Annotated in this window: 18 protein-coding genes; 1 reads left to right on the top strand and 17 read right to left on the bottom strand. The window is 48.5% G+C overall.

Annotated features, from left to right (window positions below; genetic code table 11):
• Positions 1 to 304: 304 nt before the first annotated feature.
• The 3 genes from ITJ88_RS14945 to ITJ88_RS14935 all read right to left on the bottom strand — a co-directional run bounded on the left by ITJ88_RS14945 (position 305) and on the right by ITJ88_RS14935 (position 2,736).
• Positions 305 to 907 (bottom strand): KinB-signaling pathway activation protein, encoded by a 603-nt coding sequence (locus ITJ88_RS14945; RefSeq protein ID WP_058266102.1) that lies wholly within the window; start codon positions 905 to 907, stop codon positions 305 to 307.
• Positions 908 to 909: 2 nt separating this feature from the next.
• Positions 910 to 1,941, bottom strand: coding sequence for an Mrp/NBP35 family ATP-binding protein (locus ITJ88_RS14940; RefSeq protein WP_023466657.1), 1,032 nt, complete (start codon positions 1,939 to 1,941; stop codon positions 910 to 912).
• Between the two features lie 144 nt (positions 1,942 to 2,085).
• Positions 2,086 to 2,736 carry a M15 family metallopeptidase gene (locus ITJ88_RS14935; RefSeq protein ID WP_195866127.1) on the bottom strand — a complete coding sequence of 217 codons (651 nt, stop codon included), beginning with the start codon at positions 2,734 to 2,736 and terminating at the stop codon, positions 2,086 to 2,088.
• Positions 2,737 to 2,831: 95 nt separating this feature from the next.
• On the opposite strand from ITJ88_RS14935, the gene ITJ88_RS14930 reads away from it, so the two are divergent.
• Entirely contained in the window at positions 2,832 to 3,119 is a 288-nt protein-coding gene (locus ITJ88_RS14930) for a hypothetical protein (protein ID WP_195866126.1), read from the top strand.
• A 93-nt stretch (positions 3,120 to 3,212) separates the two neighbouring features.
• On the opposite strand, the gene rpsI is transcribed toward ITJ88_RS14930, so the two are convergent.
• From rpsI to ITJ88_RS14860, 14 genes are all read right to left on the bottom strand, one after another.
• Complete coding sequence (gene rpsI / locus ITJ88_RS14925; RefSeq protein ID WP_023466655.1) at positions 3,213 to 3,605, bottom strand: 30S ribosomal protein S9; 393 nt, start codon at positions 3,603 to 3,605, stop codon at positions 3,213 to 3,215.
• A 24-nt stretch (positions 3,606 to 3,629) separates the two neighbouring features.
• Complete coding sequence (rplM, locus tag ITJ88_RS14920; RefSeq protein WP_023466654.1) at positions 3,630 to 4,067, bottom strand: 50S ribosomal protein L13; 438 nt, start codon at positions 4,065 to 4,067, stop codon at positions 3,630 to 3,632.
• A 168-nt stretch (positions 4,068 to 4,235) separates the two neighbouring features.
• Positions 4,236 to 4,970, bottom strand: coding sequence for a tRNA pseudouridine(38-40) synthase TruA (truA, locus tag ITJ88_RS14915; protein WP_035399345.1), 735 nt, complete (start codon positions 4,968 to 4,970; stop codon positions 4,236 to 4,238).
• Positions 4,970 to 5,761 carry an energy-coupling factor transporter transmembrane component T family protein gene (locus ITJ88_RS14910; protein WP_195866125.1) on the bottom strand — a complete coding sequence of 264 codons (792 nt, stop codon included), beginning with the start codon at positions 5,759 to 5,761 and terminating at the stop codon, positions 4,970 to 4,972. Before ITJ88_RS14910 ends, truA begins: the two co-directional genes overlap by 1 nt.
• Positions 5,758 to 6,612: an energy-coupling factor transporter ATPase gene (locus ITJ88_RS14905; protein ID WP_195866124.1), complete on the bottom strand. Its 855-nt coding sequence runs from the start codon at positions 6,610 to 6,612 to the stop codon at positions 5,758 to 5,760. Before ITJ88_RS14905 ends, ITJ88_RS14910 begins: the two co-directional genes overlap by 4 nt.
• Positions 6,600 to 7,430: an energy-coupling factor ABC transporter ATP-binding protein gene (locus tag ITJ88_RS14900; protein WP_029343095.1), complete on the bottom strand. Its 831-nt coding sequence runs from the start codon at positions 7,428 to 7,430 to the stop codon at positions 6,600 to 6,602. Before ITJ88_RS14900 ends, ITJ88_RS14905 begins: the two co-directional genes overlap by 13 nt.
• Positions 7,431 to 7,528: 98 nt before the next feature.
• Positions 7,529 to 7,900: a 50S ribosomal protein L17 gene (gene rplQ, locus ITJ88_RS14895; RefSeq protein WP_023466649.1), complete on the bottom strand. Its 372-nt coding sequence runs from the start codon at positions 7,898 to 7,900 to the stop codon at positions 7,529 to 7,531.
• A 33-nt stretch (positions 7,901 to 7,933) separates the two neighbouring features.
• Positions 7,934 to 8,878, bottom strand: a complete 945-nt coding sequence (locus ITJ88_RS14890; protein ID WP_023466648.1) for a DNA-directed RNA polymerase subunit alpha — start codon at positions 8,876 to 8,878, stop codon at positions 7,934 to 7,936.
• 137 nt (positions 8,879 to 9,015) lie between these two features.
• A complete protein-coding gene (rpsK, locus tag ITJ88_RS14885; protein ID WP_023466647.1) occupies positions 9,016 to 9,411 on the bottom strand; it encodes a 30S ribosomal protein S11 in 396 nt (131 codons plus the stop codon).
• A 16-nt stretch (positions 9,412 to 9,427) separates the two neighbouring features.
• Complete coding sequence (gene rpsM / locus ITJ88_RS14880; RefSeq protein WP_023466646.1) at positions 9,428 to 9,793, bottom strand: 30S ribosomal protein S13; 366 nt, start codon at positions 9,791 to 9,793, stop codon at positions 9,428 to 9,430.
• A 20-nt stretch (positions 9,794 to 9,813) separates the two neighbouring features.
• On the bottom strand, positions 9,814 to 9,927 hold the full coding sequence (gene rpmJ / locus ITJ88_RS14875; protein WP_003156543.1) for a 50S ribosomal protein L36: 114 nt from the start codon (positions 9,925 to 9,927) through the stop codon (positions 9,814 to 9,816).
• Between the two features lie 33 nt (positions 9,928 to 9,960).
• The gene (infA, locus tag ITJ88_RS14870) at positions 9,961 to 10,179 is read right to left on the bottom strand and encodes a translation initiation factor IF-1 (RefSeq protein WP_012369032.1); all 219 of its coding nucleotides are present in this window, start codon (positions 10,177 to 10,179) and stop codon (positions 9,961 to 9,963) included.
• Positions 10,180 to 10,328: 149 nt separating this feature from the next.
• The gene (map, locus tag ITJ88_RS14865) at positions 10,329 to 11,081 is read right to left on the bottom strand and encodes a type I methionyl aminopeptidase (RefSeq protein ID WP_023466644.1); all 753 of its coding nucleotides are present in this window, start codon (positions 11,079 to 11,081) and stop codon (positions 10,329 to 10,331) included.
• The gene (locus ITJ88_RS14860) at positions 11,081 to 11,728 is read right to left on the bottom strand and encodes an adenylate kinase (RefSeq protein WP_195866123.1); all 648 of its coding nucleotides are present in this window, start codon (positions 11,726 to 11,728) and stop codon (positions 11,081 to 11,083) included. The genes map and ITJ88_RS14860 overlap by 1 nt, the downstream gene beginning before the upstream one ends.
• Between the last annotated feature and the right edge of the window lie 29 nt (positions 11,729 to 11,757).

The following is an 11,757-nucleotide window of genomic DNA, read 5'->3' as shown; positions in this document are numbered from 1 at the left end:
ACGAAGCTTGCGCTTCATTCGTTTTTGTATTCCGTAGAATACGATTTTTGCCTCATCGTTCAGTTTTCAAAGTCCAATATGTCATTTGACGACTTTTAAATCTTACAGTAAAGTAATATGTGATGTCAATTACTTTTTTGAAGTTTTTTTCGTCTGTGACGCTCGCGTTTGGCGTGTGCCTCAGCGACATGTATTAATATATCAACTCTTGTTTTTTTCGTCAACTGTTTTTCTAAAAAAACTTTAGAAAAAAGATAGACCCGCTTGAACCGGTAAAACACTACCCGTTCGCGGGTCTTTTTCGTTACGCCTGTTTTTGAGATTGTCCTTGAGAAGCAGGCTTTTCTTGCAAGCGATGCAGCATTAGAATCTGATACGCATTACAGATTAAAAGTGTCGCAAGCGCCGCCCATAACATCCGCTTATCTTGTGTTGCCTGCAAAGCAGGTACCCATTCGATCAACGTGATGACTGTCATGAGGAACAATGTCGGAATGAACGCTGTAAAGTTCGTTTCCCGTGCTTTCGTCCGCGCGACTAAGAACGCTATTAACAGCAAGACGACCATCTCACCAATATAAAGGCTCGTCTTATCAAAGCCGTATGCTAATCCGCGTAGATAAACACCATCAAATAGTGCAAATGCGATCAAGACGACCTGGACACGGTTCCAAAGCTTTGCGCCGCGGAATAAATCGAGTCCGACGCGGTGTAAGATCAAGTACGAGAAGAATCCCATCAAACTGATGGCTGTCCACGTACTACTGTAGGAGAGAGCCGTCACATATCCGCTAATCGATTGATTTCGGATATATCCAGGTTCCGCTACCAAGTTAAACACGAAGCCGGCGAGCGTTCCGATTAGGAGCGTCATCCAAAACAGCTTCAAAAATCCTTTAATCTTCATTCTTATCCCTCTACTTTTTCGATGACACGCGTGGCGAGTTCATTATAGTACGTCTCAAATGGATGTTCATCGCGATAGATCGATGGGGCGAAGTCCGCATCATTCGCATATGGTTGTCCAAGTGGAATCTTAGCTAGAATATCGGTTTTTAACGCTTCTGACAACCTCTCTCCGCCACCACTACCGAAGACATATTCTTTTTCGCCTGTCACTTTGCTTTCAAAGTACGCCATGTTCTCGACGATACCGAGGAGACGATGGTTCGTTTTGATCGCCATTGCCCCTGCTCGTGCTGCAACGAAAGCGGCTGTTGCGTGAGGTGTCGTGACGATGACTTCCTGACAGCTCGGGAGCATCGAATGAATGTCGAGCGCGACATCTCCTGTCCCCGGTGGAAGGTCAAGCAACAAGTAATCGAGATCGCCCCATTCGACGTCTGCGAAGAAGTTGTTGAGCATCTTCCCGAGCATTGGTCCCCGCCAGATGACTGGTGCATTATCTTCGACGAAGAAGCCCATTGAGATGACCTTGACGCCAAAGCGTTCTGGTGGAACGATTCGGTCGTTCACGACAGTCGGACGTGTTTCGATTCCCATCATGTCTGGAACACTAAAGCCGTAGATATCGGCATCAATCAAACCGACCTTCTTCCCTGCTCGTGCGAGGGCGACTGCTAAGTTAACGGAAACCGTCGATTTCCCGACGCCCCCTTTACCGGAGGCGATCGCGATGAACGTCGTACCGGATTCTGGTTTAAGGATCGACGGTGTCGTCGCTGCTTGGATCCCGTGATCACCGAGTGCCTCAAAACGGAGTCCCACCGTCTTGAATCCTTTTTCTTTCAGTTCCTTGACGATTTGCTGTTGGAGCACGAGTTGCTCCCCAGAACCGGATTGTGCTAAAGCGATTTTCAGACTGACATAATCACCTTTAATCCGGACGTCACGAATGCCGTTCGTATCTGCAAGCGGGCGGTCAATCGTCGGATCGACGAGCGTTCCGACTACCTCGCGAATTTCTTGTTCATTCAACATAGTGCCTTCCCCCTGAAAACGTTCGATTTAATCCTTATTAGTATAACAAAAATAAGAGAGCGCTTGCACATTTCGACACCGGAAAGGATGACTTTTCCATGTCCAGTGTCAGTTTTCATCATTTTACTCGATCATTCGCTCGTTTTAGAACATTCGGTTCCATGTACGAGGACCCACTACACCATCAACGTCAAGTCCTTGGCGTGTTTGATAGGCACGCACCTTCTGAGCCGTCTCTGCATCAAAGCGCCGAGTCACGGTTGCTTTGACTGCACGCTGGATTCGTTCGATATCCCGTGGATTCATATTAGCAGCCCCTTGATACAACGGACGACCTGGATACGGAACGATCGCACGAGAGCGATTCGGCGTTTCTTCAGACACTCCTAGTAGTTCAAAGTGTGGATAATCCTTAAAGCTCGTCCAGTCCCCACCCCAAGAAAAGCCACGTCGTTTCATCGCAGCAACAATCTTTTGAAAGCTTTGGTCGTTTCGAAACAGCGCTTGTGTACCGTCTTTTGAATATTGAAAGAGGTCGACGGCAATGCCGCGGTTATGATTCGATTGTCCCCCGCGTGCATTCGTTACGATTGGTCCCGGTAGTGTCCGTCCCTGTGCGTACAACCGATTCTGTTCTGCGATCGATCGGTACCCTTGGGCGACACCGACATAAATCCCTTGTGCATGCATCTCCCGAATGACCTCTTGCGTTCGTTTAGCGACTTCTCGTGACAGTCCCGAAGCATTCAACTTCCGATTCGCTCGCTCAAGTAACCAGCTGATCGATAATGCCATCTACGCTCCCCCCTTTGTCTCCTGTTCCCGAAAACAAAATCCGCTATACTTATGGAATGTAGAATGATTTTAACTCATATCAAAAGGAGCATCCTATGAAAAAACGCATCATTTGGACACTTAGCGTCACCTGTCTTTTACATCTTAGCTTCGTCCTGTATCTGACGCTGCAACCGACTGTCGCTACCAAGACGGAGTTACCGAACAATGCAACCGTCTTAAGTGAAGAAACCTCTTTTACGGGACATGTCGGTCAAACGACGGCACATACACCTACCCAATTCATACAATCTCTCTTTGTTTGGAGCATCCCGCTGACGATCGTCATCTTCTATCTTCTTCTGACGGTATTGCACCGATTACGCCCCACTAAATCGACTTGACTTGAATCGCTGTTCTGACACTTCGTCAGGAGAGCGGTTTTTTAGTGCACAAAAAAACCTCCCACCACAAGGGTGAGAGGAATTCGAAAAGAATTAACGTTTCGAGAATTGTGGTGCACGACGAGCTGCTTTAAGACCGTATTTTTTACGCTCTTTCATACGAGCATCACGAGTCAAGAAGCCTTTCGCTTTGAGTGCGCCGCGGAATTCTGGATCCGCTTGAAGAAGAGCACGTGAGATACCGTGACGGATAGCGCCTGCTTGACCAGTGAAGCCGCCGCCTTTGACCGTTACGATTACATCGTACTTGCCTTCTGTTTCTGTGATTACGAGTGGTTCTTTTGCAGTCATGATCAATGTCTCATAACCGAAGTATTCGCTGATATCGCGACCGTTAACTGTGACTTTACCGTCTCCAGCAACGAGGAAAACGCGCGCTGCCGCGTGTTTCCGGCGACCAGTGCCGTAGTAACGTACATCTGCCATCGTGTAGTTCCTCCTAAATTCGTATTAACCGCGAAGTTCGTAAACTTCTGGTTGTTGTGCTTCGTGCTTGTGTGCAGCTCCAGCGTAGACGTGGAGTTTGTTGAACATTTGACGACCGAGGCTACCTTTTGGAAGCATTCCTTTGATCGCGAGTTCAAGCATGCGCTCAGGTTTGTTAGCAAGCATATCGCGTGCAACAGTCTGCTTTAAGCCGCCTGGATGACCAGAGTGACGGTAGTAGACTTTTTTGTCGAGTTTGTTACCAGTTAAAACGATTTTCTCAACGTTGATGAGGATAACGTTATCCCCACAGTCAACGTGTGGTGTGAACGTAGGCTTGTGCTTACCACGGAGAAGTGATGAAACTTCGCTCGCAAGGCGACCGAGTGTTTTACCTTCAGCGTCGATAAGGAGCCATTTGCGTTCTACATCAGTAGCTTTCGCCATGAAAGTTGTGCGCATGTAAAATACCTCCTAAGGAATTAAAAGTTCTGTTTTTGATTTTTCATTTATTCACTAGGTGAATCTATCATAATCTTAGGTGTACGGGGCTAAGATTGTGGTTTCATAATAAATGAAATGCCAATAAACATTGTATGTTTTTTAATAGCCAATGTCAATTGCCTTTTTTCACTCCGGATAGAAAACTTCCCATAGATAGAGTCCATGAGGAGGCGCCGTCACGCCTGCGACGTTTCGGTCCTTTGCCAGCAACATTTTTTTGATGTCCTCTGGTGCAAAACGACCGCGTCCGACGTCAAGTAACGTCCCGACCATGATCCGGATTTGATTATAGAGAAACCCACTGCCCTGGAACCGAAAGACGAGTTCGTCACCGACTGTCATCAACTCTGCCTCGTAAATCGTCCGGACCCGGTTATCCGTTTCCGTCTTCGCAACACAGAATGAACTGAAGTCGTGCGTTCCGACGAGATGTGCCATCCCTTGACGAATTCGCTCGAGATCGAGCGGATACGGAATATGAACCGATAGATTCCGACGAAACGCATTTTCTTCACGGCGGACGAAATAGCGGTATTCCTTCCCTACGACATCGTAACGCGCTTCAAAGGTCGGTTCGACCTCCTCGCAGCTCCGGACACGAATATCCGCTGGTAAGAGCGTATTCAGTGCCTTGACGACGTTCTCCGGTGGAATCGCTAGTTCCGTATCAAAATGAATGACTTGCCCGTAGGCATGCACCCTCGCATCCGTCCGTCCCGACCCGATGATCTTGACGGGATGTTTGTGCATCCGCGCAAGTGTCGTCTCAATCACTTCTTGAATCGTCAATCCGTTTGGTTGCACCTGATACCCGGCGTAGCCGGTTCCGTCATACTGAATCGTACATTTTAAACGACGCATTAACCGATCCCTCGCAATCCTACTAAACTGATCGTCAGGAGGACGAGTAGGATCATCAGACCTGTATCCCGCATCGTCCACTTGGATTCCCGTAGACGTGTCCGTCCCTCTCCTCCACGGTATCCCCGCGCTTCCATCGCTGTCGCAAGATCCTCTGCCCGCTTAAAGGCGGAGATGAACAACGGAATCAATAACGGAATGATCGCCCGTAAACGTTCCTTGATTGGTCCTGCCGATAAATCAACACCACGTGCTTGCTGTGCCTTCATGATTTTCTCCGTCTCCTCCGCTAAGGTTGGTAAGAACCGAAGCGAAATCGATAACATGAGCGCAATCTCATGCGTCGGGACACGAACGACCTTGAACGGCTTCAACAACAATTCAATCGCATCCGTCAGTTCGATCGGTGAGGTCGTCAGCGTGACGAGTGTCGTGATCGAGACGAGATAGAAGAAACGTAATGAGACGATGATCGCGAGTCGCAGTCCTTCTTCATAGATCCGAAGCCAGCCGAACTCAAAGAGGACAGCCCCTTCGCGGGTGAAGAACAACTGGATGACGAACGTAAAGACAATCAGGAAAAGAATCGGTCGCAGTCCCTTTAGAACATAACGAAGCGGTAACCGACTACTCATGAGTGCTAAGAACGTAAAGATGAGTAAAAAGATGTTCGTTGTTGCATTGTTCGCGAGAAAGACGAGCGGAATGAAGCAGAAGGCAAAGATGATCTTCGCGAGTGCCGACGACCGGTGCAAGTACGACTGACCGGGAATATGTTGTCCGACGATCATTCGCTCACCCCTTTCGTCATCAACCACTCGATCAATTCGGTCTCCGTCCGGATCTCCGGTCGTTGCAGTCCACGCCGATCAGCGACTTGCCAAGCAAGCGATAAGACGTGCGGAAGATCGAGATGGAATTGCTCGAGCAATGTCTCTTCTTTAAATAGGTCAAGCGGTAGTCCGTCAAACGCCACCTGGGCGTCTTCCATGACGATGACACGCTCAGCATACTCAAGCACCTGATCCATGTCGTGCGTGATCAGGAGCAACGTCATACCGGTCTCTGTATGGAGCCGGGCAAACAGACTCAGCATATGCTTGCGCCCTTGCGGATCGAGCCCTGCCGTCGGCTCATCGACGATCAACACGTCTGGTTGACTAGCGAGTACGCCGGCAATTGCAACACGCCTCATTTGCCCACCAGACAGGTCAAACGGCGAACGACTCCAAAAGACTTCATCGAGTCCGACAGTCCGTAATGCCTCTTTCGCTAATTGCTCAGCGGTCGCGGCGTCATGACCGAAGTTCATCGGACCGAACATGACATCCTTTAAGACCGTCTCTTCGAACAATTGATATTCCGGATATTGAAAAACAAGCCCGACGCGACGTCTTAATGGCTTGAGGTCCTGTTTTTTCTTCGGTTCGACAATGATGTCATCGACTTGTACCTTCCCCGCTGTCGGCTTGAGCAACCCATTAATGTGCTGCACGAGCGTCGATTTCCCGGATCCGGTGTGCCCTACAAACGCAACAAGCGCCCCTGACGGAATCTCAAGATTCACATCACGTAGCGCGACTCGTTCGAACGGACTATTGAGTTGATACGTATAATTTAATTCCTGGATTAAGATTGGCATAAACGGTTCACCAATTCTCTTTCATCTAGTATCGTCTCCTCGAGTGAGAGACCTTGCGCCCGTAAACGTTCTTGTACCCGAACAACGAATGGAACATCGAGTCCGATGTCTTCTAAGAACGATGCATGACGAAAGACTTCCTGAGGGGATCCTTCTAATACGATTTTCCCGGCATCCATGACGATGACACGACTAGCCCGTAATACTTCGTCTAATTCGTGTGTAATCGCGATGACCGCCATTGGGTGGGTCGCATGGAGTTCTTGAACGGTCGACATGACCTCTTGTCGTGCTAATGGATCAAGCATCGATGTGGCTTCATCGAGCACGAGAACATCAGGGCGCATCGCAAGCGCCGAAGCGATTGCGACACGCTGCTTCTGTCCGCCGGATAGTTGATGGGGTTCCCGATCAACAAAATCCGTAAGGCCAACGCGCGCTAGACTGTCGTCGATACGACGAACCATTTCCTCGCGTGGCACACCCCAGTTTTCTAGAGCAAATGCCACGTCGTCGCGCACGGTCGTGCCAACGAATTGATTATCTGGATTTTGAAAGACGATGCCGATCGCTCGACGCATCTCCCACAGTTGCTCCGGATTCGCACTTGAAAAGCGCTCAGCAACCGTAACGGTCCCTGTCTCCGGTAACAACAATCCATTAAACAATTTCGTCAGCGTTGATTTTCCAGAGCCGTTGTGACCAACGATGGCGACCCATTCACCTGAACGAATCGTCAGAGAGACCTCGTGTAGGGCTGCTTGCTCCTGTTCCGGATACCGATAGGTGACCTGTTCCAGTTCAATCAGCTTGTCCATGATCTCTCCTCCTTCATCAAATCAATACTTTCATTTTGTAGCAAAAGGGCAGAAGCGGGATACGCACTGCCCTTTTATGGCGAATCATTTAATGAGGATTAAACGAGTTCGATGATGACCATTTCTGCGCCGTCACCACGACGTGGTCCCATTTTCATGATGCGTGTGTAACCACCTTGACGCTCAGCAAAACGTGGAGCCACATCAGCGAATAATTTTTGGATCGCGTCTTGTGCTTTGCCCTCTGCGTTTTGACCAGCAGCTTCACGGCGAACGAACGATGCAACTTGACGACGAGCGTGGAGATCACCGCGTTTACCTAAAGTGATGAGTTTCTCTACGACTGGACGAAGTTCCTTCGCTTTTTGTTCTGTAGTTTGGATACGCTCATTGATGATGAGATCAGTCGCAAGGTCACGCAAAAGTGCCTTACGTTGTGAGCTTGTACGGCCTAATTTCGAGTATGCCATGGATGGATTCCCTCCTTCGTGCAATTAATAGTATTAGTCTTCTTTGCGCAAGCCTAGTCCGAGTTCGTCGAGTTTCGCTTGAACTTCCTCGAGTGATTTACGTCCGAGGTTACGGACTTTCATCATCTCGTCTTCGCTCTTGTTCGCGAGTTCTTGAACCGTGTTGATACCAGCGCGTTTCAAACAGTTGTACGAACGAACTGAGAGATCGAGTTCTTCGATCGTCATTTCGAGTACTTTTTCTTTTTGATCTTCTTCCTTTTCGACCATGATTTCAGCATGGAGCGCTTCGTCCGTAAGACCAACAAAGATGTTTAAGTGTTCTGTCATGATTTTCGCACCGAGTGACACTGCTTCTTCAGGGCGGATTGAACCGTCCGTCCAAACATCTAGCGTCAACTTATCGAAGCTCGCATCTTGACCGACACGTGTTTTTTCAACTTGATAATTTACACGTTGAATTGGCGTGTAAATCGAGTCGATTGGGATTACACCGATTGGCATATCGTCCCGTTTGTTATCTTCAGCCTGAACATACCCACGACCACGGCGTGCTGTCAGACGCATATGAAGTGATGCACCTTCTGCAAGCGTTGCGATGTGAAGTTCTGGGTTGAGGATTTCGACGTCGCTGTCATGCGTAATGTTCGCAGCAGTGACAACACCAGCGCCTTGAATATCGATCTCAAGCGTTTTCTCTTCTTCCGAGTACACTTTGAGGGCGAGTTTCTTAAGGTTCAAGATGATTTGGGTAACGTCTTCTACAACGCCATCAATCGTCGAGAACTCATGAAGAACGCCATCGATTTGGACTGCAGTGACTGCAGCACCCGGAAGTGAAGACAATAGGATACGACGCAATGAGTTACCAAGCGTTGTACCGAATCCACGCTCAAGCGGCTCAACTACGAATTTACCAAACGTAGCGTTCTCGCTTAACTCGATCGTTTCAATCTTCGGTTTTTCGATTTCGATCATCTGAACCCCTCCTTGAATATCGTCATGTTGGCCATCGCGTTCAATCGCCAACCGCCTTGTGTACGTTTCTACTGCCTTGCTTGGTCAAACGATCAACAAAAGTCTACTCGAATCCCCGCTCTGCAGTACAAGACGGGTTACACGCGACGACGTTTTGGAGGGCGGCAACCGTTGTGTGGTACTGGAGTAACGTCACGGATTGCAGTGACTTCGAGACCGATTGCTTGAAGAGCACGGATAGCTGCTTCACGACCTGCACCAGGACCTTTAACGTTAACTTCTACAGTACGCATACCGTTATCCATTGCTGTTTTAGCAGCTGTTTCAGATGCCATTTGTGCAGCGAAAGGAGTCGATTTACGTGAGCCTTTGAAGCCCATGTTACCTGCAGTTGCCCAAGAGATTGCATTCCCTTGCATATCAGTGATCGTAACGATCGTGTTGTTGAATGTTGAACGGATATGCACGATACCAGATTCAATATTCTTTTTGACTTTACGTTTACTACGAACGTTCTGTTTGCGTTTTGCCATCTTAGTTTACCCTCCCTTACTTCTTCTTGTTCGCTACTGTACGGCGTGGGCCTTTACGAGTACGCGAGTTGTTTTTAGTGTTTTGACCACGAACTGGAAGACCACGACGGTGACGAACACCACGGTAGCAACCGATTTCGATCAAACGTTTGATGTTGAGTGAGATTTCACGACGAAGGTCACCCTCAACTTTGATTTTGTCTAAACCATCACGAAGTTGGTTCAATTGTTCCTCAGTCAAGTCGCGAGTACGAGTATCTTCAGAGATACCAGTTTCTTTCAAGACTTTTTGAGCAGTCGTTTTACCAACACCATAGATGTAAGTGAGTGAGATGACGATGCGTTTCTCACGTGGAATATCTACACCAGCAATACGTGCCATGTGTGCACCTCCTTGTTTAATTACCCTTGTTTTTGTTTATGCTTAGGGTTTTCGCAAATAACCATTACTTTGCCTTTACGGCGGATAACTTTACATTTTTCACAGATCGGTTTAACCGAAGGTCTTACTTTCATTGTGAATACCTCCTCCTGAAAAAATCGGAGTTTTTATTTGAAACGGTATGTGATCCGTCCGCGAGTCAAGTCGTATGGTGACAACTCAACCGTTACTTTATCTCCTGGCAAGATCCGAATGAAGTGCATCCGAATTTTTCCTGAGACGTGCGCGAGGACCGTGTGGCCGTTTTCTAACTCCACCTTAAACATCGCGTTTGGAAGCGGCTCGATAACCGTACCTTCCACTTCGATTACATCTTGTTTCGCCATCAATTATACCCCTTTCTCTATAAAGTTGATTGGGAGCCCAGACGATTTGTAGCGCTAGGGGCTTTCTACAAGAGCCATTGAGAGATCATCGGTCACAAACACGAGTGGATACTGGCTTATAGAAAGGTGACACCAATAACGCGCACAGCTCACTCTGCATCGACCGTTAAGATCTCGTAGCCGTCGTCTGTGATGGCGATGGTGTGCTCAAAGTGGGCGCACATGCTACCGTCCACCGTCACTACCGTCCAATTGTCGGATAGTGTGCGAACATAGCGTTTCCCGACATTGACCATTGGCTCAATTGCCAGTGTCATGCCGGTTTTCAGGCGCGGCCCTTTCCCCGGTGGTCCATAATGTGGAATTTGCGGATCTTCATGCAAATTTTGTCCCACGCCGTGGCCCACATATTCGCGGACTACAGAAAAATTCGCAGCTTCAACATGTGACTGAATCGCATGCGAAATATCTGTCAGGTGCACGCCAGCTTTGGCGCGCTCCAATCCTTTATACAGAGATTCTTCAGTTACGTCAAGTAACCGCTTCGTCTCTTCAGAGATTGTACCTACCGGATATGTCCAGGCTGAATCTCCGTGATACCCATTGTACTCTGCTCCGATGTCAATCGAGATGATGTCACCGTCCTGAAGTACACGATCTCCCGGAATACCATGGACAAGCTCTTCGTTCACGGAAGCACAGATGCTACCCGTGAAACCATTATACCCTTTAAACGATGGTGTTGCCCCTTGACTTCGAATATAGCGTTCAGCGATCGCGTCGAGTTGCCCCGTCGTGATACCTGGGCGAATGTGAGCTTGAAGCTCCTTATGCGTCCGGGCGACGATTTGTCCTGCTTTACGCATGATGTCGATTTCACGCGGCGCTTTCGTGATGATCATTACTGATCACCAAGGAGTGCCTGAACATCGGAATATACATCGTTGATTGGACGATCACCGTCCAAATTACGAAGATACCCTTTTTCTGCGTAAAAGTCAATCAAAGGTTGCGCTTGAGCGACGTTGACTTCCAAGCGACGACGTACTGTCTCCTCTTGGTCATCTTCACGTTGTACAAGTGCTGATCCGTCGATATCACAGATCCCCTCCACTTTTGGTGGGTTGTAGAGAACATGATACGTTGCTCCGCAAGTTGGGCAAATCCGGCGACCTGTCAAACGAGGGACAAGTTTCTCCGGGTCTACACCGATGTGGATGACGTGATCAATTTGTTTGCCCAGATCTTCAAGTAATGCTTCAAGAGCATCTGCTTGTTTCACTGTGCGTGGGAAACCGTCAAGGAGAAAACCATTTGCACAGTCTTCTTTGTCGAGACGCTCACGTACGATGCCGATTGTGACTTCGTCCGGAACGAGTTCCCCTTTATCCATGTATGATTTCGCTTCTTGTCCGAGTGGCGTTGAATCTTTGATCGCCGCGCGGAACATGTCGCCTGTCGAGATGTGGGGAATCGCATAGTCTTCGATGATTTTCGCAGCCTGCGTTCCTTTACCAGCACCCGGCAAACCCATCAATACTAGATTCATGTCGGTAGCCTCCACTTCTATAGCTCTAT

Origin of the sequence: Exiguobacterium abrahamii (assembly GCF_015645365.1) — a bacterium.
GTDB lineage: Bacteria > Bacillota > Bacilli > Exiguobacteriales > Exiguobacteriaceae > Exiguobacterium_A > Exiguobacterium_A abrahamii.
The sequence above is the reverse complement of the archived record's forward strand: the minus strand, read 5'-3'. Positions and strand labels throughout refer to the sequence as shown.